32 protein-coding genes are annotated in these 23,373 nt (G+C 63.5%); 8 read left to right on the top strand and 24 right to left on the bottom strand.

Annotated features, from left to right (window positions below; all coding sequences use genetic code 11):
- From EG850_RS12185 to EG850_RS12235, 11 genes are all read right to left on the bottom strand, one after another.
- The coding region (locus tag EG850_RS12185; RefSeq protein ID WP_185715066.1) for a recombinase family protein at positions 1-1,822 on the bottom strand (1,822 nt) is incomplete at its 3' end.
- A gap of 330 nt (positions 1,823-2,152) precedes the next feature.
- Positions 2,153-2,959 (bottom strand): hypothetical protein, encoded by an 807-nt coding sequence (locus tag EG850_RS12190; RefSeq protein WP_124973869.1) that lies wholly within the window; start codon positions 2,957-2,959, stop codon positions 2,153-2,155.
- Positions 2,956-3,258, bottom strand: a complete 303-nt coding sequence (locus tag EG850_RS12195; protein ID WP_124973871.1) for a hypothetical protein — start codon at positions 3,256-3,258, stop codon at positions 2,956-2,958. The genes EG850_RS12190 and EG850_RS12195 overlap by 4 nt, the downstream gene beginning before the upstream one ends.
- An 18-nt stretch (positions 3,259-3,276) precedes the next feature.
- The gene (locus EG850_RS12200; protein ID WP_124973873.1) at positions 3,277-4,110 is read right to left on the bottom strand and encodes a replication-relaxation family protein; all 834 of its coding nucleotides are present in this window, start codon (positions 4,108-4,110) and stop codon (positions 3,277-3,279) included.
- A gap of 190 nt (positions 4,111-4,300) precedes the next feature.
- A complete protein-coding gene (locus EG850_RS12205; RefSeq protein WP_124973875.1) occupies positions 4,301-6,448 on the bottom strand; it encodes a type IV secretory system conjugative DNA transfer family protein in 2,148 nt (715 codons plus the stop codon).
- Positions 6,441-6,656, bottom strand: coding sequence for a hypothetical protein (locus EG850_RS12210; protein ID WP_124973877.1), 216 nt, complete (start codon positions 6,654-6,656; stop codon positions 6,441-6,443). The genes EG850_RS12205 and EG850_RS12210 overlap by 8 nt, the downstream gene beginning before the upstream one ends.
- A gap of 172 nt (positions 6,657-6,828) precedes the next feature.
- Positions 6,829-7,050 (bottom strand): hypothetical protein, encoded by a 222-nt coding sequence (locus EG850_RS12215; protein WP_124973879.1) that lies wholly within the window; start codon positions 7,048-7,050, stop codon positions 6,829-6,831.
- Entirely contained in the window at positions 7,047-7,730 is a 684-nt protein-coding gene (locus EG850_RS12220) for an MT-A70 family methyltransferase (protein ID WP_124973881.1), read from the bottom strand. Before EG850_RS12220 ends, EG850_RS12215 begins: the two co-directional genes overlap by 4 nt.
- A 242-nt stretch (positions 7,731-7,972) precedes the next feature.
- Positions 7,973-8,269 (bottom strand): hypothetical protein, encoded by a 297-nt coding sequence (locus EG850_RS12225; RefSeq protein ID WP_124973883.1) that lies wholly within the window; start codon positions 8,267-8,269, stop codon positions 7,973-7,975.
- Entirely contained in the window at positions 8,270-8,590 is a 321-nt protein-coding gene (locus EG850_RS12230; protein ID WP_124973885.1) for a hypothetical protein, read from the bottom strand.
- Positions 8,591-8,614: 24 nt separating this feature from the next.
- Positions 8,615-9,250, bottom strand: coding sequence for a hypothetical protein (locus EG850_RS12235; RefSeq protein ID WP_124973887.1), 636 nt, complete (start codon positions 9,248-9,250; stop codon positions 8,615-8,617).
- Between the two features lie 142 nt (positions 9,251-9,392).
- Here EG850_RS12235 and EG850_RS12240 point away from each other — a divergent pair, with 142 nt between their 5' ends.
- Complete coding sequence (locus tag EG850_RS12240) at positions 9,393-10,496, top strand: hypothetical protein (RefSeq protein WP_124973889.1); 1,104 nt, start codon at positions 9,393-9,395, stop codon at positions 10,494-10,496.
- Positions 10,497-10,603: 107 nt separating this feature from the next.
- On the opposite strand, the gene EG850_RS12245 is transcribed toward EG850_RS12240, so the two are convergent.
- From EG850_RS12245 to EG850_RS12260, 4 genes are all read right to left on the bottom strand, one after another.
- Complete coding sequence (locus EG850_RS12245) at positions 10,604-11,116, bottom strand: LbetaH domain-containing protein (RefSeq protein WP_124973891.1); 513 nt, start codon at positions 11,114-11,116, stop codon at positions 10,604-10,606.
- Positions 11,117-11,301: 185 nt separating this feature from the next.
- Positions 11,302-11,910 (bottom strand): prepilin-type N-terminal cleavage/methylation domain-containing protein, encoded by a 609-nt coding sequence (locus tag EG850_RS12250; RefSeq protein WP_124973893.1) that lies wholly within the window; start codon positions 11,908-11,910, stop codon positions 11,302-11,304.
- A 274-nt stretch (positions 11,911-12,184) separates the two neighbouring features.
- The gene (locus EG850_RS12255; protein WP_124973895.1) at positions 12,185-12,466 is read right to left on the bottom strand and encodes a type II secretion system protein; all 282 of its coding nucleotides are present in this window, start codon (positions 12,464-12,466) and stop codon (positions 12,185-12,187) included.
- Positions 12,467-12,561: 95 nt separating this feature from the next.
- The gene (locus EG850_RS12260) at positions 12,562-13,431 is read right to left on the bottom strand and encodes a hypothetical protein (protein WP_124973896.1); all 870 of its coding nucleotides are present in this window, start codon (positions 13,429-13,431) and stop codon (positions 12,562-12,564) included.
- 377 nt (positions 13,432-13,808) lie between these two features.
- On the opposite strand from EG850_RS12260, the gene EG850_RS12265 reads away from it, so the two are divergent.
- Positions 13,809-14,861 carry an IS110 family transposase gene (locus EG850_RS12265; RefSeq protein WP_124973898.1) on the top strand — a complete coding sequence of 351 codons (1,053 nt, stop codon included), beginning with the start codon at positions 13,809-13,811 and terminating at the stop codon, positions 14,859-14,861.
- On the opposite strand, the gene EG850_RS12270 is transcribed toward EG850_RS12265, so the two are convergent.
- Positions 14,848-15,678 (bottom strand): hypothetical protein, encoded by an 831-nt coding sequence (locus tag EG850_RS12270; protein WP_124973900.1) that lies wholly within the window; start codon positions 15,676-15,678, stop codon positions 14,848-14,850. The two genes, EG850_RS12265 and EG850_RS12270, sit on opposite strands and share 14 nt — an antisense overlap.
- Before the next feature lie 267 nt (positions 15,679-15,945).
- Between EG850_RS12270 and EG850_RS13340 the strand changes: the two genes are divergently transcribed.
- From EG850_RS13340 to EG850_RS12280, 3 genes are all read left to right on the top strand, one after another.
- Positions 15,946-16,269, top strand: a complete 324-nt coding sequence (locus EG850_RS13340) for a hypothetical protein (RefSeq protein WP_185715068.1) — start codon at positions 15,946-15,948, stop codon at positions 16,267-16,269.
- Positions 16,270-16,418: 149 nt separating this feature from the next.
- A complete protein-coding gene (locus EG850_RS13345) occupies positions 16,419-16,904 on the top strand; it encodes a DUF3846 domain-containing protein (protein ID WP_185715069.1) in 486 nt (161 codons plus the stop codon).
- 245 nt (positions 16,905-17,149) lie between these two features.
- A complete protein-coding gene (locus tag EG850_RS12280; RefSeq protein ID WP_124973904.1) occupies positions 17,150-17,647 on the top strand; it encodes a DUF3846 domain-containing protein in 498 nt (165 codons plus the stop codon).
- 78 nt (positions 17,648-17,725) lie between these two features.
- Here EG850_RS12280 and EG850_RS12285 read toward each other — a convergent pair whose 3' ends face one another.
- The 6 genes from EG850_RS12285 to EG850_RS12305 form a co-directional block, all read right to left on the bottom strand.
- Entirely contained in the window at positions 17,726-18,184 is a 459-nt protein-coding gene (locus EG850_RS12285) for a hypothetical protein (RefSeq protein WP_124973906.1), read from the bottom strand.
- 259 nt (positions 18,185-18,443) lie between these two features.
- The gene (locus tag EG850_RS12290) at positions 18,444-18,665 is read right to left on the bottom strand and encodes a hypothetical protein (RefSeq protein ID WP_124973908.1); all 222 of its coding nucleotides are present in this window, start codon (positions 18,663-18,665) and stop codon (positions 18,444-18,446) included.
- Entirely contained in the window at positions 18,644-18,901 is a 258-nt protein-coding gene (locus tag EG850_RS12295) for a hypothetical protein (protein ID WP_124973910.1), read from the bottom strand. Before EG850_RS12295 ends, EG850_RS12290 begins: the two co-directional genes overlap by 22 nt.
- Before the next feature lie 75 nt (positions 18,902-18,976).
- Positions 18,977-19,099, bottom strand: coding sequence for a hypothetical protein (locus tag EG850_RS13685; protein WP_268878167.1), 123 nt, complete (start codon positions 19,097-19,099; stop codon positions 18,977-18,979).
- A gap of 20 nt (positions 19,100-19,119) precedes the next feature.
- Positions 19,120-19,851: a hypothetical protein gene (locus EG850_RS12300; RefSeq protein ID WP_124973912.1), complete on the bottom strand. Its 732-nt coding sequence runs from the start codon at positions 19,849-19,851 to the stop codon at positions 19,120-19,122.
- Positions 19,852-19,889: 38 nt separating this feature from the next.
- The gene (locus EG850_RS12305; protein WP_124973914.1) at positions 19,890-20,729 is read right to left on the bottom strand and encodes a hypothetical protein; all 840 of its coding nucleotides are present in this window, start codon (positions 20,727-20,729) and stop codon (positions 19,890-19,892) included.
- Positions 20,730-21,010: 281 nt separating this feature from the next.
- On the opposite strand from EG850_RS12305, the gene EG850_RS12310 reads away from it, so the two are divergent.
- Positions 21,011-21,232 (top strand): helix-turn-helix domain-containing protein, encoded by a 222-nt coding sequence (locus EG850_RS12310; RefSeq protein WP_124973916.1) that lies wholly within the window; start codon positions 21,011-21,013, stop codon positions 21,230-21,232.
- Between the two features lie 92 nt (positions 21,233-21,324).
- Here EG850_RS12310 and EG850_RS12315 read toward each other — a convergent pair whose 3' ends face one another.
- Entirely contained in the window at positions 21,325-21,855 is a 531-nt protein-coding gene (locus EG850_RS12315; protein ID WP_124973918.1) for a type IV pilin protein, read from the bottom strand.
- 264 nt (positions 21,856-22,119) lie between these two features.
- Here EG850_RS12315 and EG850_RS12320 point away from each other — a divergent pair, with 264 nt between their 5' ends.
- The gene (locus EG850_RS12320) at positions 22,120-22,470 is read left to right on the top strand and encodes a DUF6907 domain-containing protein (protein WP_124973920.1); all 351 of its coding nucleotides are present in this window, start codon (positions 22,120-22,122) and stop codon (positions 22,468-22,470) included.
- A 30-nt stretch (positions 22,471-22,500) separates the two neighbouring features.
- Here EG850_RS12320 and EG850_RS12325 read toward each other — a convergent pair whose 3' ends face one another.
- Positions 22,501-22,956 carry a hypothetical protein gene (locus tag EG850_RS12325; RefSeq protein ID WP_124973922.1) on the bottom strand — a complete coding sequence of 152 codons (456 nt, stop codon included), beginning with the start codon at positions 22,954-22,956 and terminating at the stop codon, positions 22,501-22,503.
- A 155-nt stretch (positions 22,957-23,111) separates the two neighbouring features.
- On the opposite strand from EG850_RS12325, the gene EG850_RS12330 reads away from it, so the two are divergent.
- Entirely contained in the window at positions 23,112-23,369 is a 258-nt protein-coding gene (locus tag EG850_RS12330; RefSeq protein WP_124973924.1) for a helix-turn-helix transcriptional regulator, read from the top strand.
- Positions 23,370-23,373 lie beyond the last annotated feature (4 nt).

Here is a 23,373-nt window from a genome sequence, read left to right on the forward strand (position 1 = left end):
AGTGGGGTGGGAACGATGTCGTGAAACCAGACACTGTCAGCCCGACCAAGACCGTCTTATTCAAACCTTTGGACTGAGTAAGAGGGTCAGGGTAGTAGGAAGAGTCTCCTGAGTTTTCTCGGGAGACTCTTTCTTTTGTTGTGGCCTGCTCGTGCGACACGGCGGCGTGGTGCTGGGTCTGCCATTCGTGGAGGGCCTCGTTTAGCTCGGTGCGCTGGCCGGTGAGTTGGATCTCGTCGTCTTCGATGTAGACGTAGAGGCGGCTGAAGAACGCGCCGAGGAGGTCTCGTCGGGTGGTATCGGACACGCTGCGGTATAGCTCGGCGGGGTCGTCGAGGAGGTCGACGTAGGCGAAGACCTTGTCCGCGCCGTGTTGCAGGCGTTCGCGCGTGCGGGTGAGCTTCTCGGCCACGGCTCCTTTCTGCATCGTGACGGCTTCGAGCCGTTCGCGGAGCTTGGCACTGTTCAGGGTGCCGTCGGCAGCGAGGTCGATGAGACGTTCCTCTTGCGCTTCGAGTTTCTGTAGTTCGCTGCGCAGGGCGTTCTTCTCTTCCTCGTCAGCGGCTTGCAGCGCGTGGAGTGCTTCGCGTACCTCCTGTTGGAGGGTGGCGAGTTCGTTGGAGCGGAATCGCTCGCTCGCGACCGCGCGGGCGACGGCGTCTTCTACGTCGTCTAAGCGGATGGTGCGCATGGTGCAGAGTCCGCGCTGCTTGGCGGTGCAGACGTAGTATTCGTAGGTTCCGCCGTGGCCGGTGTTCTGGCTGTAGACGAGGCGACTGTCACGACCTTGGTCCTTGCATGCTCGGCAGTACAAAAGGCCACGCAAGAAGTGGAAGTGGATCCGATCGCGGTCGCCTCGGCGGTTCCGCCCGTCGAGGATCTTCTGCACAGCGAGAAACAACTCCTTCGAGATGATCGGCTCGTGCCTGGCCGGGTAGAGGCGTCCCTTGTAGCGGTTGACGCCGGTGTAGTACGGGTCGCGGAGGATCATCGCCAGCTGGCTGCTCGACAGTGGCCTCGCAGGTCGTTTGCTTGAAGGGCGGGAGGTGAGGCCCTGGTCTTCGAGCATCATCTGCAACTGGGTGATGGAATGCTGCCCGGTGGCGTACTGCTCGAACGCCCACTTGATCAGCGGCGCGCGTACCGGGTCGATGTCGATGGTGTTGACCAGCCTGCCGTCGAAGTCCTTGCGGACGTTGAGGTAGCCGAGCTTCGCCCGCCCGACCGTGCCGCCTCGTTCGACCTTGTGTGCCATCTTGATCTTGATGTCCTCGCCGCTCATGCGAACCTGGAGCTCGTTGACGACGTCGGTGATCGCTTCCATCGCGTCGCCCATGTACCCGTCGCCGAAGTTCTCCTTCGCAGAAACGACAGTGACACCCTTCTCTTGAAGTTGCCGCTTGACGATGGCGGCATCGAGGAAGTTCCGGAAGATGCGCGAGCGCATGTACAGGATGACGTAACGCACGTTGGGGTTGTCGTCGACGTAGGCCAGCAGCTTCTTGAAGTCCGGGCGTTTATCGATGCTTTGCCCGGAGTACCCGCGATCGACAAACTCGGAGACGACTCGGGAGCGAAGCTCGCCGGCCTTCTTGTATCCCCACTCTCGCTGGGTGGCGACGCTGTTGCCATCTTCGTCGACATCGGCGCCGGTGTTGAGCTGACGGATGGTCGAGACCCGGAGGTAGAGTACGGAATCTCCGCCCTCAAGCGCCTCGATGTCCTCGCTGTCGGTAGGTCGCTTGATCAGGTGCTCCAAGCCGGTGATCGAGGTGAGGGATGGCTCTGTGGTGGTGATTGCTTCGTCGAATGGCGTGTTCATGGGGGTTCCTCCGGTTACGTCCTCCGGATTAACGCTCGTTTGGCCCGAGAAGTCCAGTCCTTTTTGCCTGGTCAGGGCTGGTTCACGGTCTTCTCCCGGGGGGTAGCGGGATGTTGTAGTTTTCGCCTCGTTTCTCATGGGTCGTCATCGGTCTGTTCCTCCGTTCTCGGCAACGGCTGCTCGGGCGGTTGTTCGGTGGATTGGGCATGCAGACCCCGAAGTACGCGAGCCAGCTTCCAGGTGTCGAAGTAGTCACGCCGCACGAGGGTGATGCGAAGTCTCATCGGAATGCGCGGGCGTCCACGTCCTCGCTTCGGAGCCTCCTGTTGGCTATCGGTAGAAGGCATAGAAAGCTCCCTCGTGTTCGGCGAGGTCGTACGCTTCGCGCACGCGGTCGAGCAGCGCCTCGTAGTCGGGGGTGATGCCGTCGATGAGCAGTCCGCGGTCGGCGGCGAACTCGTTGACGTCTTTCTCCCACTCGTCGATCTCCAGCAGGCCGTGAACGGCATCCTCGGTGGTGGCATACGTGCCGACGTAGTTCTCGTGGAAGCTTTCCATGATGTCGCCGTTCATCGCGTTGACATCTGGCAACGACAAGAACGCCTGGAGTGCGGGGTCCTTGTCGAGGTGGAGTTCGTGTAGCGTCCGCACGAGTTCGTCGATCACCTTGCGGTCGCAGCTGGCGGGGACGTGGACGGTGAGATACCAGTCGCCCACCTCGACGCCCGTCCGTACGAGCAGTTGTTCCAGTTTGGGCGGCAGATGGGCGTTCATGAAGCGTCGGCCGGAGCCGTGGTTATCACGCTGGACGAGATACGTGCCGAGCCAGTCGATGAGTTCTTTCGTCGCCGCTGACGCCCGCTCGTCGGTGTAGAGGTCGAGGTACTCGTCGCGCAGGCTCTCGTATCCGCCTTCCCCGGTTCGACCGAACTCAGCGAGAGCAGACTGACGGCCACGGCCGCGGCCGAGGACGTGGGCGATGCACCTGGCGGTGGTGTCGTCGATCTCCGTGTGCTGGGCCAGGGCGTTCGTGATACCTTCGGCGATCCGGTCGCCGTAGCGGTTGTAGGCGACGTCGAGTCGTCGCCAGTCCGCCGCTGGGTGCTCCGGTGCGGGACGCACCTGATGTTCGGTCATGAGCGGCCTCCCGAGGCGAACAGGATGTGGCGGGCGAGAGCGTCGACCCATGCTTCCTGTTCGAACGGCACCCGGACGCGGTCGAGTTCATCGAGTACGGCGGCGTGATCGAGCTTCCCGGTTGCAGCGAACCGTTCCAGGGCGGTGCCGCGTCCGTCATGCAGGGTCGCGGCGACCAGACGCGCGAGCGTCAGTTGCTGTGCGTCCGGGTCGAGCGTGAGCAGCAAGTCGATCGTCTGCCGTGCTTTGTCGGTCTGATCCGGGCCGGTGGCCCTGGTGGTGGTGATGGTTGAAGTCATAAGTCCTCCTCTCTGGGATTAGGTCTTTCGATTGGGTGATGAGTACGGCGCGACGACGGCGAGCGTCGCCTCGGCGGTACCTGTGGTGAACAGGCGGCTTTCGAGCGCCTGGTCGTCGATGATGGCGCGCCGGATACGGTCGGCGCGGGTCTGATCGGGAGCGACCCACACGGCGGCCGGGAACAGCCCGTGCGTAGCCTGCTCGGTGCCTGACTGCCAGTACTGCTGGTAGAGGTAGCACTTGCGCAGGATCGCGGGCAGATGTTCGGTGTCGCGGTCGATCTCGATGAAGCTGTGTGTTTCGCTGTCCTGGTCAGCGGTGACTACAGCGAGGTCGGGCTTGAGGCTGATCGCCCCACCGCGGGCGGCTTGGAACCGTCGCCAGTTCTCGGGCTCGGTTTGCAGCTCGAGAATGTCGAACTGATCCCGTCTGGATCGCTCGATCAGTGACGCTGCATAGCGGGCGACGTCGAGCGTGTGATCGAGGAACAGGCGGCTGGGGTCGACGTAGCGGCGGCGGCCCGGTTCGCCGCGTCGGGCGCGTAGGAGGCGTTCTCCGGCGGCAGCCAGTTGCCATACGGTCTGGGAGGAGCCCTGCCCGTAAACGGCCACACGGCGGCCCACACGGGCCACGAACCCGTGGCCCTCCAGCCGGGCAAGTACCCTGGCCGCGCTGCGCCTCGCGGACGACCACGAGATATGCGCGCCACCAGCACCTTCGGGAAACTGGAGGCGTTGCACAAGCTGGGTATCAAGCAGCCGGAAGCGTTCGAGGTCTTCGAGGATGCGCAGATCACGCTCGGTGAGGAGCAGCATCAGCTGGTCGATCAGGTAGGGATTGCGGTCAGCCATTAGGGGAACCCTCCCTTCCCGTCCCAGCGGCCCCGCACACCGCTCGAATGAGCGGGAGTCCCATCCCAGTTCGCAGGAGTTGCCGCCAGAGGACGGGCGAGGCTGGCCGCTGTGACGAGGGGCGCAGGAACAGGGATCGGAACAGTGAATGGAACAGCTGGATCAGCGGCACGATCCGCGCGAATCTCGTTCATGCGCGCCTCCGCTTCTGGTGCGAACCCACCGTCGCGCCGCCAGAGGCATTGCCCGTAGCGGCATCGGCAGCGGGATGAACCTGTGCGGCATCGCCGGCGAACTGGCTCCGGTAGGCGGTGCGGATATAGTCGCCGTGGCCACTCGGCGGCTCGGGCGGGAGGGTCTTCGCGGAGAACCATCCGGCGGGTGCGCCGTCGACGACGAGGTTGGCGTAGATCTCGAATCTGCCGAGGCTTTGGAAGTCCTCGCGCTGCAGCTTGGTGGTCGTCTTGATCAGCGCGGCAGCATCGTGGGGACTGGCCGCAAAGGTGATCTGGTTTCGGGCGTTGAGCTCCAGCGCGAGTGCGAGGCTCTTCGGCACTTGTGAGCGGCCCTGCAGTGCCAGGTGCCAGGCCACACCGTAGGAGCGGCTGGTCGCGAGCGCATCGTCCGCGGAGGTCGGCAGGTGCAAGTACCGCTGCACCTCATCGATGAACACCATCCCTGGTCGTGCTTGCGGGTCTGCTTCGAGCGCACGTTCCTGCGTGGCGATCCATGCGCTGGCAATAACAAGGCCACCGAGCAGCTGACTCCCGCCCGGGCCCATTAGCGCATCGTTGAGCGGGACTAAAACAGCCTTCGGCTCCGGGTCGCGCCAGACGTCGCGGAGCCGGAAGCGTGGCTGCGATTGCCCGAGGACGGCGGCGATGTTCTTCCGCAGCACGTACTTGCGAAGCTTGTTCAGCGGTGCGGCGACGATGCTGGCACGGTGCGCGGGGCTCAGCCCGTCGAAGGTCGCCCAGTACGCGGCGAGGGTCGGGTCGTTCCCCACCGCGCCGACGACCGAGCGCCGGTAGCCATCGTCGGAGATCAGCATCGGCAGGTCGAGCAGCGTGTGCGGCCTGCCCTGCCGCTTGCCGTTCGCGACGAGTGTAAGGAGCCCGGCATGGAGGAGGTCTTCGGTGCGCGGCCCCCACCCATCGGTGAAGACGGCCTTGAAGACCTCGAGGATGCCATCGACCACAGGGCCGGGTTCGCGGTCACCGATATCCAGCGGGTTGAAGCCGACCGGGTTCGGCTCAGCGGCGTCGATCACGATGATCCTGCCCGCGGCATCCTTCGGCGCGCGGGTGACGATGTAGTCCACGAGCTGCCGCTTCGGCTCGACTAGGACGAGCGGACGTCTCGCGGCGATATCGGAAAGGGTAAGCGCGGCGAAGATCTGGCTCTTGCCCGATCCGGTGCCGCCGGTGATGCCCATGTGCTGCAGCCGTGCGGTCGGAGCGATGCCAACGGAGCGGGCAAGCCCCGGTGCCGTCGTCGTTGCAAAGATCGATGTGGTGTCATTGATCCCCTTGGGCGCGGGCAAGAGCTTGGGGTGACGTGGCGGCAGGCCGGGGAGGTCGAGTCGATCGACGGGCCATCCAACGAATGGGATCAGCTGGGCGGCGGTCAGCGTCACTCCCTGCCACACGGAGGCGGGCGCCCTCCACTTGGTAGGCGATTCGTCGACCAGGCCGACGCGTGCGTCTGGCGCTTCCAACTGCCGGAATGCGCCGAGCAGTTGTCCGCGAAGCTGACGACGGCGTTCAGGTACCGCTGCGGTGACGCCGACGCGGATCGTCGCGTCGATCCGCATCTGCCCAACGTGCTGCGCGACTCGGCGGCGGGTCTCGGTCGGTGCCGGTTCGACACCGCGGAGCACGCGCCTGGCGATACTCGATGCGGGGTCGGGGATCTTCGCCGGTAGTTGCGACGGAGCGCGGCCTCGGCCCAGGACGACCTGGAGCGCGATCGTCTCACCCTTCTGTCGGGCGGACAGCACACTGTAGATCGCGTGCAGAGTCTGCTCCAGCGCGTCCTCCCGGAGCGGCATCGCGCTGAGGATGGCGCGCAACCGGGCGACTCGCTCGGGAGCCTCCGGTCGAGGAGTGCGGAGCAGATGCGCGTCAGGCAGGTATGAGCGGATCAGCGTGCGTACCGTACGGCGCCCGGACTCGGTGCGTCCGATCATGTGGGTGATGCCCTCGTCGTTCGCGTAGGTCTCGAAGACGAGCGGGCGCGGTGCGTCCGAGGTGCTGAGGCGGGCGATCAGGTCGCGCACCTGTTGCGCGGTCGTTTCCTGCCCGGGAACGACGCGGGTGAAGGTCACGGGCTCACGCATGTGACACCTCCCCGGGCGGTTGCCCCGTGGCACGCTGCTGGGCGTGTTCTTTGGCGGCCTCAGCCTCGCGGCGGGCTTCTTCTAGACCGGCGGCTGCGACGACACTGGCGATCCGCTTGGTGCGCAGCTCCTGCTCGCTGATCTCCTTGATGATGCCGACGCGGTAGTTCCGAGTTCGGCGATAGCGTCGTTTCTGAGAACGGCTCATATACGTACCTCCTTCCGGCGTGATTCCGGCTTACGATTGCGTGCGGTCGCAGAAGGTCGTACGGCGAGCCCTGTGATGGGCGGACGACTGGTTATGAAGTAAAGGGCGATGTTTGTCAACCCTCGTTGTTCATTCCACAACGTCCGAACAGGGGTCAGCGCGTACATCTGCATCACCACCCGTCGCGGCGCTTGCGGTAGAACCAGAAGCCTGCGAAGACTGCGGCCGCCAGGATGGCGATCAGCAGGAGCCAGCCCCAGATCTGCGCCAGTAACTGCAGCGCGAGGCTCAGCAGCACAACGCTCACGAAGACGGCGAAGCAGAAACTGAGGATGCGCTGACCCATCGAGGCGGGCTCCTTGTCGCTGTCCGGCTTGCCCGAGAAGAACATCACCGCTCACCCGCCGCTCCATCGTTCTTGGGGAAGGTGGCGTCGCTGGGAACCGGGTACCCGGGCAGGATAAAGTCACTGTCGATCTCGTTGCCCCAGACCGACCAGTCGCTGCGCGAGTTCGGTCGGCGACGGGCGAAGAGTTCGGCGTAGGGGCCATCGAGGATGCGCTCGATCATGGGGATCATCTCGTCAGGCTTGCGGCTGTGCTCGGTGCGCGGGAACAGCAGCGTCGAGCGCTGCCCTCGGTACTTGAACGGGGCCTTGCCGCGGACACCGTGCAGCAGGGTCTCGTGGGACGACCGAAAATAGGTGCCGAGGCCCATGTAGTACTTGTCCCACGCGGCGTGCGACTTGTACTCGAAGCCCCAGCTGCGTAGCACCTCGATGCCTTCGGGGAGAGCCGCACTGGTCACCCACATGAGGAGCGTCGCGTTGTCTGCCGAGAGATCCTGGATGAGCGGCCCCATCTGCTTGATGCGGCTGAGGGTCATGAGGTCGTAGTGCTGGATCGCGCCGCGCTGGCCGTCCTGCGCGATGTCCCAGGGTGGGTCGGCGTACCAGACGGCAAACTTCTTCAGCGTGCCGTAGCGGCGCAGCCGCTCCGCCTGCTCGTCGGTCAACGGCTGGTCGGCGGCAGGCTCTGGCTGGCTGCTGCCTGTGGGCGAGTTGGTGATGGTCATCGATGCTCCTTTTCTCCCGCTCAGTACGTTCGGTGGCTGCGCGGCGGACGGATGGTTATGGGGCATCTCGACGCGGCTGTCAATATTCCGATCAGCGGGTGCTGCTCCGGGCGGGTGTCCGGGTGGAACACCGACTGGAAGAGCGGATACCGGGGTCGAGATGGAGTTGTGGTAGCAAAAGGGACTTGTGTTGTGGAATGGACAACGGGCGGGCCGATGGATACGCCCGCCCGTTGTCCTGATCAGTCGCTCGGCGGCGTGGCACCGGAGGCGAGGAAGGCTGCGCGGGTCATCGCCCGGGAGGCTTCGTCGCGCTCGGCGGCCAGCTGATCGGCAAGGGCGAGGATGGTGCGGCGAAGCTCGGCAGCTTTTGCGTCGAGTTCCGCCTCGATGCGGGCGATTCGCCGCCTGCGCCTCGCGGCGAGCACGTCGACGACGTATTCGGCGGCGATTCGGAGGTACAGGTATGCCACCCAGGCCAGGGCGCAGGCCAGGGTGATCAGCGTGAGCGTGTCCGGGGGCGTCTCGATGAGGTTCATCTACAACCTCGCGATCCGCTGCCCGGCGTTGATGGCGTAGCTGGTGATGAGGGCCTCGTAGAACGGTGCCGCGGCGGGGGCGATCTTCATGTGCGACTCGGCCTGGTTGACCAAGGTGGCGACGTTCGTCATGGCGTGCGAGACGAGGAACGCGCGTGCCTGCTCGGCGGCGGTCTCGACCTCGACACGGGCAGCGATCTGATCGATATCGCGGCGCGTCTGACGGGCCAGCGCGCTGCTCTGCCGACGATCGGCCGCCGTGCTGGCGGACGTACTGAATAGGCCGCCCCCGGTGTTCTGGGCGGGAATGAGACTGGACATATGGTGTTCCTTTCGTGGTGGTGTTCAGTCGGAGGTGGAAGGGTCGGTGGGGATCGAAGCAGCAGCGACGCGCGCCGGAGCGAGCCTGCCGGTGAAGCCGACGGGGCCAGCCAGCTGGATGCCGCTGGCCGTGTGAAGGCCGGCGCAGGCGATGCGGTAGATCAGGTCGCGGAACTCGGCCCGGCCATAGTCGGCCAGGCCAGGAGTGAAGATGCGGGTCGGCGTGTTCGGGCGGCGCAGGATGGATAGCCCGAGCCGGATCGCCACGAGCGCGAAGTCCTCGGTGTGCCCGATGTGATCAGGGGCGATGGTGCCGGAGATGCCGATCTCGTCCGTGTAGAGGTGGGCGATCTCGTGTGCCAACGTGGCCAGGACGCGCTCGGCGTCGATGGTGCCATCCGGCAGCCGATACAGCGGGTGCGCGAGAGCGACAGCGATCTTGTCAAAGGAGCGACCCTGAATGCGCCATGCCGGAGAGGTGAAACTGCCCAACGCCGTACCAGAGGCCGTCTCGGCGTCTGCGACCAGGACAACGCGGCGTTCATATGCGTCACCCAGACCCGGCAGACGGTTTGACACCCGGCGTGCGAGTTCCGCGCCGATGTCGCGCAGCATGAGCGCCGCCAAATCTGGCGACGGGTGCTGGGCGACGTTGGTCATTGGTGCGCTCCTGGAAGGTGATCGATTGATGTACTTCCAGCCTCAGAACAAGCGCGAAGCGGCGGGAGGCCATCTCCTTCCGCTCTTTTCGCGGCGTTCCGAAGAAACAGCGGACGGAATGCGGCTTGCATACGATTGAGGAATGGAACAGACGAGCGACGGAACCGAGCTACCCGACGTCCAGGCCGCTCGCCCGTCGAGCGCCGACATCCTGCGGGAGATCGAGGAACTGCGCGGGCGCGATGGCATCTCGCCCGCAAAGATCCGAGCGGTTGCGCCGCGCATCCAGACGCTGCCGGTCGTCGAGGATCATCGGCGATTCAAGGGATTCGCGGCGCGCGACCAGCATCTGGCCGCCTACGGAGCCATCGGTTGCGTGCTGAACCATGCCATCGCAGAGACCACCTGGCGTTACATCCTGATTCTGACGCTCCGCTATGACTACGAGCTCCTCCCCAACGTGAAGCCCGCAGCTGGTTGGCATGAGGTCCGCAGGGCGTCGTCGCTCGGTGCCAGGCATGACCTCGTCATGGCCCTGCTGAATTACGAGAAGAGCCGCTACCACGAATTGGTGCGCCTGGCCTATGACGAACTCGTCGGCCAGCTGCTGCTTCGCGACACGTCGCCTTGCCGCGGAGCGACCGCTCAGGCGATCGAGGAGTTGGCGATCGAACTGGCGCTGGATGAGCTCCTCGTGCGGTTCTCTATCGAGATCGACCAGGTGCGGCGCGAACGGATTGCCGCGCGCGCACTCAAACAGGTCGATGCTCGCTGGCAGCCCTCGGGATCGACCGCGAGAGAACAGCTCATCAGCGTCGTGGGCCAGACGATTGCCAGCGAGTACCCGGACGCCGTACGCTCATATATCCGCTCTCGGCAGGTGGAGGACGAGGCGCAGTTCGGTCGTCATGACGTTCCACCTCATGGCTACGTGATAGCGGGCGTCGATCTTGAGTACCTGATCGGCGGCGACCCGGGCAGGCCGTTCCTCGACAGAGTCGAGTCGCTGAGTCTCATTGGCTACGTATCGACTGTTTCCGAAACCACCGGCGAGACACGTACCGGGGAGCGCTTCTACCATTCCGAGCAGATTGTGCGCTCCTTTAGGCTGCTCACGGCGCTACTTGAGGCACCGGCCAGCCTTCGCGCAGAAGCTACCTCGGGGCGTGACGACGCGAAGGACGTGAGAGTCGTAGACGACGATCTTGATCTCCCACCGTGGCTAAGGATCGATCCCGACGAGTAGGACGTCGCTCGCCTCCACCGCCGTGTCCGAAGTGATGCTCGGCAGGCATGAGAGAAGCCCCCGACCAGATCCGTGAAGGATCGTGTCGGGGGCTATCACCAGGCCAGTCAGGCCAGCGTAAAACGGCCGCGAACGTCGCCGTCCGTGATGACGACACCGTCGTTGACCCTGATCGTGCCGATCAGGAACGCGGTGCCAGCCACGCGCGCGGTGCCGTACAGCAGGATGCCTCCTTTGACGAAGGCGCTTCCACCGATGCTCGACTCGCCGCGAAGCGTCACCAGACCTGTCACGATCGCATGATCTTCGATCACAGCGGTGTGGAACAGGCGTACCGCCCCGTCAACGATCGCGTGGCCGCGAATACGTGCGCCAGGGGCGACGTAGACATGAGGCCCAACGGTGGCGGTGACCGCGACCAACCCACCGCCGAAGCGGTGGTGACGGTATGTCTCGCCGTCTATGACGACGAGGTCAGAGTCAACCGCGAGCAGGGATTCGATAGGAGGCGATTCAGGTGCCTCAAGAAATGTTGTGTACATTCTCGACTTCCAATCAACAACGAAATAGAAATCCTGCGGAGGTGCAGGTGGGAAGTCATCTCCGTGGGAGATGACCACTCACCTGCACGGCAGTTGTCGAGTGATGCACAAGAAAGAACAAGGGCCGGAAGTAACCTTCCGGCCCAACGATGCATATTATATGTCATTTGACATGCTTTGTCAATGGTTTTCCAGCGTGATCATGCTATTCAAGTGATGCACTCGTTGTGCCTATCGATGCTCCGTCCTGCTCATCTTCTTCGTTAGTTGATATCCATCGTCATCGTGCAGATCATGGCGGCACCACCCGGGTCGTTCCAGGTCGACGCGAAGCCCGCATCTGTGCAGGTTGCCGGATCCTCGGACTCGACGGCAGTCGAGAGGCGGATCTGGTTCCATTCGGGGTAGATCTCGATCCACGGGCCGACGAGCCAGCCCTCGACCGCCCACTTGCCGCCACTGCGTGCTGAACCGGCACCGCTCTCCAGATCTGCCATGAAGGCGGTGCTGTCGGCCTCCCTGTACGAGCGGTTGGGGTCGGCGGTGCCTAGCTCACGGCATCGTCTCTCCCCATCTTGGCCAGTCGGGAAGCTGCTGCCCAGGCAATAGTGCGACACCTCTGTGGAGTCGGCGCCGGGCAACTTGGCATTCTGCGCCTCGTACAGGTGGAAGGCGTCGACATAGCTCTTGAGGTCAACCAGGCGTGCCGTGTTCCGGGCTCGGCTGATGATGCCGTTGAAGCTTGCGACGGTGATGGCAGCCAGGATGGCGATGACCACGATCACGACCAGCAGCTCCACGATGGTGAAGCCGGGCATCGCAGAATGAGTTGCCCTTGACTCTCGTGGCCCTTGGAGCTTCTGCGCGAGCATGCTAGTAAGCCTTTAGCAGGTTACGGTTATAGCTACTGCCCGTGTAGAGCGCAATCGTCGGGTGCGTGCAGCCCGTTTCGGCTATCTGGTCTTCCACCGACTTGGGGGGTGCTGGCGTCACTATTGCGAGTACCACCCAACGCGGATTTCTCGTGTCTGTTGTGCACGGCGACAGTAGTACCTCGGAGGGCGCAAAAGCCCTCGCGTCAATCGTCCCTGTCAAGTGTCCGGAATCTCTCAATACATCTTCAATAGACACGCTCGTGTATGATGTCTACCCTTTCGCCTGGAACGAGCCGTATCCCATTCCATTTGCTCCCGCTCCGGACTCGCGGAGTGTTTTGCCTGTCTCCGCGCTCCATAGTTGGATGGCTTTGCCAATCTTGTCCAGATTCGCCACTTGATGCGTCAGCTTGGCCCGCGCTTGAATTCCGCTATATGTCGCTATCGATATCGCGGCAAGGATAGCGATCACGACGATGACGATGAGAAGCTCGACGATGGTGAAACCAGCTCTCACGGGGCGGTGGCTCGTATTTGATTGTTGTCGCTTCATAATGCTGCCATTGACTATGAAGCATGAGCGGGATGCTGTAAACAGGTGCTCCGCTGTAGTTTTTACAACATTGAGCGCACCAGGAGGCAGCTGTGTTAGTAGACGTATGTCTGCGGCACGAATCTCGTCACCACTTGAGGGAGGCCGTATCTGCTGGTCGTGCCTGCGCTGAGCGACTGCCCGTTGTATACCCAGCCCACGGCCGCTTGACGCTGGGCGAGCGACGCAGTGGGCGCTGTGGCGGCGTCAGGAGTACGAATGACGCTGATCGCTCCGTGTCCGTAGTTGGCGACATACATGCGGCCGTCCGGGCCGCGACGCACTTGACCGCTGCCGTTGTAGACGGCCGGGGAGGCGGTCGCACTGTTTGTGATTGCGATGAACTCTTCGCTGGCCTTGACCTGCGTACTCGTGGACTTGCCGGAGATCTTGTACCGGAAGAGGCGGCCCGGGTAGAGCGCCGAGGTGTAGACGTACTGCTCGTCGGGTGAGAAGTCCGCGGAGTAGCCCCGGTTGCTGTCTCCTGCAGCGGTACCAAGCTGATTGGTGGCGTTGTTCCATTCGAACCGCAGAGTGGGTGTGCTCGTCGAGTTGTCGAAGTCGACGAGGCGGACGAGTCCACGCTCCCTGGAACACGCCGTGGTTCCGGTGCAGTGGTTGCCCGCCATGATCAGCAGCTTCTGATAGTCACGACTGAAGTTCAGCGTCCCGTAGCCGATTCGCGCGTCGAAGCGGGAGACAGATGTCCCAAGTGCGTACTCCCGAGCCGAGCCGGTGACGAGTCCGTGCGCATCGAACTCAAAGACAATCAGGTTCCCCGTGCCGGGACGGAAGGTCAGCACCCAGTAGCCCGAGCCGTCCGCCTTCGGAGCTGCGGTCAGCGCTTCGGCGGTGTAGTCAGTCTGTCCAGGCCACAGGGGCTGGTTCTTGGTAGTCACCGCGCCCTTGCCGCCGTCCAGAGCCATGTCGATGACCGAGTAGTGAAGCTCGCCCTCGTTCGTAACGCCAAACTCAGCGTTGTTGGAGATGACGACGTACCTCGTCTCTCTAATGGTTAACGGCTGGTCTGGGACTGGCTCCTGACAGGCTGGTCCTGACCCGACCCCACGCGACGTGTAGCTCTAATGGTCTCTGCCCACCACCAGTGGTGTGGCCACGGATCGACATGCTCACCCGCACCTGGGGCCGGGTCAGGACCGGCCCCAGGCCTGTCGTTGGCTTGATAGAAGCACGCCCACCCACCAGCACATAGCCAGTGAGTGTGGCTCGTTAGAGAGTTGCCGCGAACAGAAACCCCAGGACCGGTCGACCACGATCCGACCCAACCACAAGGGGGAACCGCATGCCCATCGTCGCAGACACCTATCCATATGTCATCGGTGTCGACACCCACTCCCGCACCCACACCTACGCAATCCTCAACACCCGCACCAGCGAAGTACACGGCCCACACACCTTCCCCACCCACCCCGCCGGCCGTGCCCGCGCACTGGCCTGGATCCACCGGCACACGAACGGGGAACCCGTCCTCCTCGCCATCGAAGGAGCCAGCTCCTACGGACAACCCCTCACCCTCGACGCGCTGACCGCTGGGCTCCCGGTCACCGAAGTACGACCCCCGGTACGCGCGTCCCGCGCCCGGTACGGCAAAACCGACGAGTTCGACGCGCTCGCCGCGGCCCGCGCCACCCTCACCTGCCCGGTCGACCAACTCGCTCAACCCCGACAAGGGGACCTGCGTGGGGCGCTGGATGTGCTCGTGCTCACCCGGGACCAACTCACCCGCGACTCCACCAGCACCAGCCATGAACTCACCGCGCTGCTGCGCCGCTACGACCTCGGCCACGACGCCCGCCGCGCCCTGACCCCGGCCCAGATCCACACCATCACGGGCTGGCGCGACCGGGCGACCGACACGCTTGAACAACGGTTCGCGCGCCGCCGCGCGGTCGTTCTCGCGAAGCAATGGGCACAGTTCCGCCACCAGCTCGACCAGAACCAACGCGATCTCACCGACCTCGTCGGCCAACTCGCGCCCACACTGCTCGAACAGGTTGGGGTCGGGCCCGTCAGCGCGGCCCGGATCCTGGTCGCCTACTCCCACAAGGGCCGCATCCGCTCGAAGCACGCGTTCGCCCGTTTGGCGGGGGCGGCACCGATTCCCGCGTCCTCGGGGAACCAGCACGACGATCGGCTCGACCGGTTCGGGGACCGCGCGTTGAACAGTGCGCTCTACCGGATCGTGCAAACCCGGCTGCTACACGACCCGGAAACGAAGGCCTACTTCGAACGCCGCACCAAAGAGGGCAAGAGCCGGAAACGCATCATCCGTTGTTTGAAAACCATCATCGCGAGAAAGGTGTTCACGCACCTGAACCAGGTCATGACCGCTTGACAAAACACATAGAAGCGTCGATACGGCCCAGCGGGAAGAATGCCGCAGCTTGGGTCGTGCTGTTGTTTCCGTTGAGACCGGTGCTGTTCTGCATCAAGTCGCCGTCACGGTTCCACACTGTGAGGCCATTCGTCCAGAAGATCAGGTTGCCGCCCTTGTCGGTGGCGACGGTGGAGCCTTCATTCGATATGCACGTCGGTGCACACGCCGCTGCGACAGGCGTAGGCGCCGTCCCGCTCGCTCCAAAGTCAAGGCCGGCGCCAGTGCCGGAGTACCAGAAGCGCTGGCTCAGCAGATCGCCACTGGGATCCATCTGCTGAACGACGGATTGCCTCAACGAATACTCGTAGCTGCGCCACACGCTCCCTGTGCTCGCACGCAGCCTCTGAGCGCTTCCCACCACTGTGATCACGCGCTCGTGCCCGTTGTCGACCGGCGGTTCAACGGTGAACGTGCTTCGGTGGGTATCAGCAACAACGATGCCGCATCGGGCATTCGTGGAAGCGCCATCGCAACCCACCTGACTGGTTCCCTCGCAGTCGGTGTTTGGTCGGAGTGGTTTGGCGCTGCTCCACGTCACGGTTAGCTCACTCTGGTTCAAGCACGCGGTAGCCATCGCCAGACCGCTCTCGGCGGCCACGCACGCGAGCTGGTTGTAGTGCTGATCGGTGAGCGCATTCCGAGTAACGACGACCGCTTGGACAGCAACGAGCATCACCGCAAGCATGACAACCGCCGCGATGAGGATCGTCGGCAGCGCGAAGCCGCGCGACACTGCGGGGCCGGCATGGCGTATCGCGGCGTGCTTATCGTGCATATACCGACCGGGCGCTACCGTTCCATGATTGTGTTTTTGAGATCCCTCACATTGTCGATATTGATGCCACATTCCTTGAGGATTGACTATGAAGCATGAGAGCTATTCGTTCGAGGGCTCGTTCGATGTGGTTTTCACAACGTCATTGATTGGAATATTGACAACGTTCGAGTTCCTGCCATAATCGCCAGTCCCTCGTTCCTGCCCTGCGGCTTGAACGTGATCCGTCCAGGATCGCGGGCCGCATGCATGAAGGAGGTACTCGCGATGAGCGAGCAGACACCCGCAGCAGCGGGATACGGCAGCGCCGTCTACAAGGTGCTGACGCTACGCCAACGCGAGGACACGCGAGCAGAGCTCGAAGTCCTTGCCCAGCTCAACGAGCGCAGTGTGGCCGAGGAGGGTCGGATCGGGCTGGAGTACTGGGTCGAGATATCCAAGTCCGACCCGACCGTGCTCAAGCGCGCCGAACAGGTGCGAGCCGAGATCGAGCGCGAGGCAGAGACCAAGCGCAACGCGATCAACGCCGTGCTCGGAGGCGCCAAGAGCGACAAGCCATCGTTCCGCACCACGAAGCAGGCGTCCGCCTGACCATGCAGCGGCAGCCGCGTCCGGAGTTGAGAACCACGAGTTCTCCTTCGGGCCGGCTGTCGCACGATCAACACCGTTCCTCGTTGCTGCGCTGCGGTCTCGCAGGTGAACCACACGGTTCGCCGGCCGCTTGCAGTAAGGAGGAAGAGATGGTTCAAGGGATCTTCGTTCCCGCCATTGAAGGGAACGTCCACCTGCGCGATTTCGCGTCGCTGGAGGACTACAAGGTGGCGGCCGGCGGCTGGAAGACGGTCGATGTACCCGACCTTGGCATCACCATCTATGTCAACGAGGAAGGATTGGTGCGGCGCTTGCCGTTCAACTCCCGTGCCTCGTTCCTGTGCTGGTATCACCTGCCGCAATCGCGTAAGGCCATGCTTGTCGGAGACGCTGTCATCGTCGGCATGCCCGACGAGAACGGCGACAGCACCGATGTCCCTGAGCGGGTTGTCAACCTGCTTACCGACGATGGTGAGTACGCCATCCTCGTCAAAGTGGGTGGCTCGCCTGAGCCGTCCGGGGGAGCAGGCTGTCAAGCGTTCTGCTGCCGCTCGTTCATGGCGATCCGAGCTGGTGCCTCAGCTGCACGCGTTTCGATGGCTATCTTGACGCGGCAGCCTGGGCACTGGTCATGATGGAACGCTGGACGGACGCACTGGAGACTCAGATCGTGCGCGTCACCGACCTCGAGTACCACCTCCGCAATGTGGTCGACGCCCTGTCCGAGTAGCGCCTACCCTTTGGTAGCTGCGCCTGGGATCGAGAACCACCGAGTTCTCTCCCCGGCGCAGCTGCCCACAACAACCTGTCTCGTCGCTGCCATGCGGCTTCCCAGGCGATCCAACCGGATCGCCAGCCGCTCGCATTGAGGAGGTGCATCATGCCCAAGGGCATTGTGATCCGAGCCGATATGAAGGCCCCGCCAGAGTTCGGCGACTTCGACAACCTCGCCGATCTCGAAGCCATCGCTGGTTCACCAGTAAAGGTCGTGCCGATCTCTACGCTCGGTGTGGTGGCAGTTGCTAGCGCCGAAGGCAACCGGCGCGGGCTGCCGGTGAACACCTATGCCACCCTGCTGTGGTGGTTCTGGGTACCGGCGCTGCGCAGGAAGGTCGTGCTGCTTGGTGACGTGGTCATCGTGGGTGAGCCAGATCCGGACGGCCAGCCGACCAACATCCCGGCCTCATTCGCCGGGAACGTCCTGAGCCAGCACGGTCACAGCGTCAAGCTGAAGGTCACGGGCGAGAAGGGTTGGTATCGAACGGACACGGTCGCGAACAACTACTTCGACGCGATCGTCTTCGCCTTCGACCTGCTCGACAACTGGCCTGAGGCCGAGGCGGCACGCATCGTCCCGCGAGCCCCTCACGAAGCATGACACCGCCTTGGCACATGCCAAAGGAGCCCGTCCCGGCATCGAGAACTACGAGTTTTCTGCCGGGGCGAGGCTCCTTCTTCATGTGCGAGCAGCGCGCCTCACGCGTGCGGGCCAGGCGCCGAGGTTGGTCAGTCGGTGACGTAGCCAGAGGTCGAGCACCGTGCCGTGGTCGTGAACGATGCGGACGGCCTGACGTGTGGCGAGATCTTGGCGGTGCTGCGGGATAAGCCCAGAGCCGCGGTAGTAGTCCTCAATCGCACCATCAGCATGCGGCCGCTCGATGAGATGGATCAGAAGGTCGGTCCGCAGTTCGTTGATCAGCTCGTGAAGCGTGTGCTGCATCCAGTGCGGCCACCCTTCGTCGGATCCGGGATCATGCGCCATCGCGAGGGCGACGTAGCGATCCGAGGCGCAGCTTTCGCAGGTTGGCTCCTCGATGAAATACGGGCGGCGCGCCTGGCAGAAGGCGCTGTCCTTCCATGACTGCAGCACCCGGTTGAACAGGGTGTCCCAGGGCAGCGTCGGATCGAGCTTCACCGCCCCGCCCTCCCCGTGCCAGGGGTGCCCTCCCGGGGCGTCGTACGGCCCGGAACGCGGCGGAAAACGGGCATGGCGGGCCTCCTCGGGGCGTGGGCGGACGAGGAACATACCGTCCTTTACGCGGGAAAGCCAGCAGTTTGGAGACTTGAAGCTCGTAGCGACCCGAGGAATCCCATCCGGGCTAGTTCAGAAGACAACGAACACAAGATCCAGTGCAACGTCCGACCCTGTCGCTGACGGCAGCACCGCGAAAGCTTTACCAGGTCACCATCGCCGCATCCATGTATGCCCTGAGCAGCGCCTGGAGCTCGAGGTCTTGCTGTGCGGCGTCGTCGGCCAACTTCTCGGGCTTCGCGGAGATCGATCCGAGCCAGCCTCCCGCGACGAGTGAACACTCGCCGGGAGCGGCGCATCGCTCAAGGCCGTCGTTCTTCCTGTCGCTGCTGTAGGCGAAGCTCAACATCCCGTCGAGCGCCAAGCCGAATCCGTCATCGTGCCCCTAGACATGTCCGCGCAGTGCTCGCCGCCTGCGGCGTACTGCTCCAGCGCTTCCTCCAGCGCGTAGACGGGCCACCGGCTGAGCCCGCCGGGAGACACCGGCAATCCGCTCGCGTCGCTGCACGGGATGCCGTACGAGGATGCCACCTCGTTGGTCACCAGCAGGTAGTCGCCGAGGAACGCCGGATTGCCCGTACCACTGTCGTTGTATACCAACTCACCCACCGTCAAGGTGGACTGGCCTTCTCCGCCCTCGCCCTGCTTGGCCGGATCACTGGTGGCATCGTCCTGCTACGACGTCTGATCGCCCTGAGTCTGCTGCGGCGCGCTCGACGCCTCATCCTCGCCGCACGCGGTGAGCGTCAAGGCCAGCAGGAGCCCAACGACCGCGGCGATTCCTTTACGTGTCTGCATTGCTCGACCTCTCCTGTGAATCATGATCCGACAGACACGCCACCGCAGGGCAGGCCAGCGTGACTGTACTCGTACAGGTCATCCCGCGTGGGGTTCGATCCGTACGTGTCGCGGTGGTCGGTCATGATCCACTCCTCGTCCGGGCCATTGACTGGTGCTGGTTCGCCGCTGACGACCCAGAATTCTTCGTCCGGTCCGAAGTGATCTTCGAACTTGAACGACACCATGCAGCGGAGCGACTCGTCCGACTTGGCCCAGTCACTGTTGTTCGGGTCGAACGAGGTTGACCAGTAGCAGTCGGCTCCACCTCCGAACCAGGGACCGCCCTCGCAGGCGGTGAGCCCGTCGGCTGCGATGTGAACTGCCGAGTTGTCAGTGCCCGGCAACTTGGTGCTGTAGCCGCTCAGTCGCAGGATGATCTCGCGCATGAGGACCACGGAGTCTTCGGTCCACTCGCCATTGCTTGTGTACTGCGAGATCCCGAACTCCTGCTCGCCGACGACGGGAAGAGCAATGCGGAAGGTCACACGGACCACTTCTTCGCCGGTGTCGCTGTCGGTACGTATCTCCTGACGGACGATGTTCAGCTCTCCGTTGAGATTGCTGAGATCGGCCAGTTGCTGCACCTGCTCCTGCGTCTGCGAAGACGAGGGAGGGGCGGACGGGCCGGGCGTTTCACTCCCTCCGCAAGCGGAGAGCGTGAAGGCCAGCAGCAGAGCTGCCGTACCGACCATTCCTCTATGGATGCGCATTCGTTCTCCTTGTTGCCCCGTCGTATCGGGCGTCGGCACTACCCTGCGTCGGCATGCTCGATGCCACTTATGCACCGGGTGGAGTTGGCCAGCACCACCTGGATGGTGAAGCTCGTCTGCCCAGCGGTGAGCGTCGCCTCTGGGATGGCAGGCTTTCGGTTAACCTCGTCTGCGACCGTCCACTCGAAGTCGTCGTCGAGGCCCGCTCCTTGGAAGTGCAAGACGTAGTCACTGATCGTGTCGTAGAGCGCCGGGTGGCAGTACCAGTCGGGCGCGTCTTCGAGCGTCGGGAAGCCCGCCTCGCCCCAGTCCCGGACGAAGTCGGCCTCGTTCGTCGCGTCGCTGACGATCACCGGCTCCTTGAAGTTGAGATGATCGGCCAGATGATCCGCCAGAGCACGCAAGGCAACGAAGCCGGCGTCGTCGGTGAACGACTCCGGCAGCTGCGGGACGCAGTCGGTGGACAAGTTGCACGAGACATCCAGCCGCAGATCGAAGTACGGCACCCAGGCACCAAGGCCGCCACTGCCGCGCTCGTAGGCAAGCGTGCCCGAACCGCACTGGCCGTGGCCGCCTAGTGATGCGTCTGCGGCCGCGGCTTGCCCTCGCACCTGGTCGCACCAGGAGTCGCGGTAGTCCGCGTCCATGTCGTCTTTGAGATCGACCTGCACGATGACGTCGAGCTCAGTCGTTAGGTCATCGAGGCTCGGGATCATCGTATCTAGCGGCACATCTGACCAACTGCACGAGAGTTCCCGATCATACGTTTCCTGAGGCTCCACGCGGGATCCGTTGAGGTGCAGACCGGCCGTGAACTCTGGGATGAGTCCCGCGACCGTCGCGCAGTTGAAGCCTTCGGGGAATCCGGTGGGAACCATCTCGCCGGGCTGAGGGGTTCCCGTCGAGGAGGTACCCGCCGGTGGCTCCTCCCCAGGCGCCGGCCCCGTGCTCGCGCATCCGCTGAGGGATACGGCAAGCACAGCCGCTGCAAGCACGACGCGGCCGAAGCCGCCGAAGCGAGGCCGACGATGAGGGAGGCGATCTCTGGTCATGTGACCCTTCCCGAAGTCCGATCCAATCGTCGTGGGCCAAGAGCCAGGTCACGAGCGCTACTTATGAGTCTGTAGACTCAAAAGTAGCATCCTCCGAGCCTTGAAGCATGGCGGAAGGAGAGTTGCAGCGGGTCGTCGGGGACAACCTGCGCCGCTACCGCCAGGGCAAGGGCTGGAGCCAGGAGGAGTTCGCCCACGAGCTGGGCGTCCACCGGACCTACATGGGCAGCCTGGAACGCGGCGAGCGGAACCTGTCGCTGAGGAGCGTTGAGCGGCTGGCCGCGTCGCTCGGGATGGAGCCGCTCGAACTGCTCAGCGAGCGCCCGTAGCTACCTACCTCGTCCACCATGCGGATCGAATCCGGTGCTCAACCTACGTTGTAGGCGGTCAAGGGTGCGAGCTTGCGTTCTGCTGTCTAGCCCTACATTCCAGCCCAAGGATCGGGGTGACCCGCTTCCCATTTCGTGACGTTCCCTGCACTATCTGCGCGGTGAACGATCCAAGCATTCTTCTCGTTACTCCAATACGACCAGTTCAGTTCGGTCGGGTAGGCGCGCAGGAAGATCTTGCGACGGTCGTATTCATTCATCGGTATCTCAGATGTGTGGTAATCGATGTTCTCTTCGAACGAGGTCAACCCGTACTCGGCGAGGACCGACTCCTTGTCTTCTAGCATCCATGCCTCCACACCAAGACTTCCCTCCACGACGGCATGCTCTTGCAGCTTGGTTTCGATCTGCCGCGATTCCGCTAGAAGTCGTGTGTCATGCGCGCGGCTCTGTATGCCTGTGTAGGCCACGATGCTGATCGCCGCCAGGATCGCGATCACGACGATCACGATCAGAAGCTCAACGATCGTGAAGCCGCGGTTAGAGCGAGAAGCGCCAAAGCGGGCGGCTCTGTTGGGGCCGGCAACGAGATCGGAACTGGTGCGGGATGTGGTTCGCGCCATAGCTGCGGTTGACTATGAGGCATAAGCAGAATCGGGTCAACCTCGTAACGCCCCCCCGCTGGATTTACAGGGGTAGGGATTGTAAAAAGCACAACGAAGCGAACCGTGCGCAAGGACAGAGAAGACCGATCCGTTGCGCCTCGCACCGGGCCGATAGGAGCGGCCCTTGTTCTCCGTCCGCGATCTTGCTCGCTTTCCTGACCTACTTCGGGCTGTGTGGTGTCTCGCCCGGACGCAAGGTGCGCCGGGTGAGAGGAGACCACCATGCCCACGTCGAGCGAGCGCCCCGAGTGGCTGACCGAGCCCTGCCCCATTTGGCGCGACGGCAGGCACGACGATCAGGAGATGACGGAGGATCGACGGCACCACAGCGAGTATCAGGTCGTGCCAGTGATCCAGCGGCAGGTGCGGTGGCCACGAGGAACACGCGGTGCCGGCGATGAGGTGGAAGGCGACGAGCTGAACGTCCTCGCCTTCCGCGACGTCGGCGCACGCGAGACCTGGATCGCCATCGCCAACGACCGGCAGCACGTCGAGGTGACATTGGAGAGCGCGTTGCGGCTGCATGCCGCACTGGGAGACATGCTGGATCAGATCCCCAACTGCGACACCTGAGCGCCTCTGATCGGAACCGGCTGGACGCCATCACATCGTTGAGATTCCGCCTGTTGGTGGGCGAAGCGTTACGCCCACCTTTAGCAAGGCAAGGCGGATCGTCTCCTGGTTCACCGGCAGTCGCGCGGCAACCTGAGATAGCGAAAGTTCTTCATCGGTATAGAGCCGCACCGCCTCCGCGACTTGCTCGGGCGTTATGGCCTGGCGGCGAACCACGACGTTGTTGGCGCGAAGAACCGAAAGGATAGTGGACTTGGCTACACCGTACTCGGCCGCCAGCTTGGTCGAGGGCTCGCCTGCCGAGTAGCGCTCGACAACAGCAGCGCGGGCCTCCGCATTGAGGCGAGTCCACTTGCGGCGCGGTGCGTCTGCGGCTTGAAAGGTTTGAGTATCCTGCGAGGCGGTACCTTGCCGGATACGCTGTAGAACAGCCGCATCGACCCCTGTTACGGAATATGTGGAACAGTGGTTGATAAGGTCGACCAAAAAAATCGCGGAAACTCAAAGGTTTCCGCGATTTTTTCGTAGGTGAGATTTGATCCGGTCATCACAAACCCATCTTTTTGACACGCCGAGCGGGCATTCGGGCGTTTGCCGCCCGGCAGGGCCCCGACCGCCCCGGTTGTGTACGGTCAGCTGCGATGCGCGCCGTGCACCTGTTGGTCATGGACACCGAAGCACAACCCACCCCGTGGGGCCTGGAGCCTCTGATCGATGTCGGCGAGTTGGCCGCTTACTTGGGCATCCCGGTCTCGACGATCTACGACTGGCGCACCCGTGGCCTCGGCCCGCCCGCGTACCGCTTCGGCAAAAACCTGAAGTTCGCCGTCTCCGACGTACGTGTCTGGATCGAGCAGCAACGCGACGGCGCCAAGGCTTCCCCGCTCGACGGGAGGTGACAAG

This window comes from Gulosibacter macacae (genome assembly GCF_003865375.1).
Classification (GTDB): Bacteria; Actinomycetota; Actinomycetes; order Actinomycetales; family Microbacteriaceae; genus Gulosibacter; species Gulosibacter macacae.

Coding starts and splice junctions, on each gene's coding strand:
- EG850_RS12235 (WP_124973887.1), bottom strand. CDS start 9,250: ATGACCAACGTCGCCCAGCACCCGTCGCCAGATTTGGCGGCGCTCATG.
- EG850_RS12305 (WP_124973914.1), bottom strand. CDS start 20,729: ATGGTTCCCACCGGATTCCCCGAAGGCTTCAACTGCGCGACGGTCGCG.
- EG850_RS12315 (WP_124973918.1), bottom strand. CDS start 21,855: ATGGCGCGAACCACATCCCGCACCAGTTCCGATCTCGTTGCCGGCCCC.
- EG850_RS12280 (WP_124973904.1), top strand. CDS start 17,150: ATGCCCAAGGGCATTGTGATCCGAGCCGATATGAAGGCCCCGCCAGAG.
- EG850_RS12250 (WP_124973893.1), bottom strand. CDS start 11,910: ATGCTCGCGCAGAAGCTCCAAGGGCCACGAGAGTCAAGGGCAACTCAT.
- EG850_RS12255 (WP_124973895.1), bottom strand. CDS start 12,466: ATGAAGCGACAACAATCAAATACGAGCCACCGCCCCGTGAGAGCTGGT.
- EG850_RS13345 (WP_185715069.1), top strand. CDS start 16,419: ATGGTTCAAGGGATCTTCGTTCCCGCCATTGAAGGGAACGTCCACCTG.
- EG850_RS12205 (WP_124973875.1), bottom strand. CDS start 6,448: ATGCGTGAGCCCGTGACCTTCACCCGCGTCGTTCCCGGGCAGGAAACG.
- EG850_RS13685 (WP_268878167.1), bottom strand. CDS start 19,099: ATGCAGACACGTAAAGGAATCGCCGCGGTCGTTGGGCTCCTGCTGGCC.
- EG850_RS12240 (WP_124973889.1), top strand. CDS start 9,393: ATGGAACAGACGAGCGACGGAACCGAGCTACCCGACGTCCAGGCCGCT.
- EG850_RS12300 (WP_124973912.1), bottom strand. CDS start 19,851: ATGCGCATCCATAGAGGAATGGTCGGTACGGCAGCTCTGCTGCTGGCC.
- EG850_RS13340 (WP_185715068.1), top strand. CDS start 15,946: ATGAGCGAGCAGACACCCGCAGCAGCGGGATACGGCAGCGCCGTCTAC.
- EG850_RS12260 (WP_124973896.1), bottom strand. CDS start 13,431: ATGGCTCTGGACGGCGGCAAGGGCGCGGTGACTACCAAGAACCAGCCC.
- EG850_RS12220 (WP_124973881.1), bottom strand. CDS start 7,730: ATGACCATCACCAACTCGCCCACAGGCAGCAGCCAGCCAGAGCCTGCC.
- EG850_RS12265 (WP_124973898.1), top strand. CDS start 13,809: ATGCCCATCGTCGCAGACACCTATCCATATGTCATCGGTGTCGACACC.
- EG850_RS12270 (WP_124973900.1), bottom strand. CDS start 15,678: ATGCACGATAAGCACGCCGCGATACGCCATGCCGGCCCCGCAGTGTCG.
- EG850_RS12230 (WP_124973885.1), bottom strand. CDS start 8,590: ATGTCCAGTCTCATTCCCGCCCAGAACACCGGGGGCGGCCTATTCAGT.
- EG850_RS12330 (WP_124973924.1), top strand. CDS start 23,112: ATGCGCGCCGTGCACCTGTTGGTCATGGACACCGAAGCACAACCCACC.
- EG850_RS12200 (WP_124973873.1), bottom strand. CDS start 4,110: ATGGCTGACCGCAATCCCTACCTGATCGACCAGCTGATGCTGCTCCTC.
- EG850_RS12310 (WP_124973916.1), top strand. CDS start 21,011: ATGGCGGAAGGAGAGTTGCAGCGGGTCGTCGGGGACAACCTGCGCCGC.
- EG850_RS12320 (WP_124973920.1), top strand. CDS start 22,120: ATGCCCACGTCGAGCGAGCGCCCCGAGTGGCTGACCGAGCCCTGCCCC.
- EG850_RS12195 (WP_124973871.1), bottom strand. CDS start 3,258: ATGACTTCAACCATCACCACCACCAGGGCCACCGGCCCGGATCAGACC.
- EG850_RS12225 (WP_124973883.1), bottom strand. CDS start 8,269: ATGAACCTCATCGAGACGCCCCCGGACACGCTCACGCTGATCACCCTG.
- EG850_RS12210 (WP_124973877.1), bottom strand. CDS start 6,656: ATGAGCCGTTCTCAGAAACGACGCTATCGCCGAACTCGGAACTACCGC.
- EG850_RS12190 (WP_124973869.1), bottom strand. CDS start 2,959: ATGACCGAACATCAGGTGCGTCCCGCACCGGAGCACCCAGCGGCGGAC.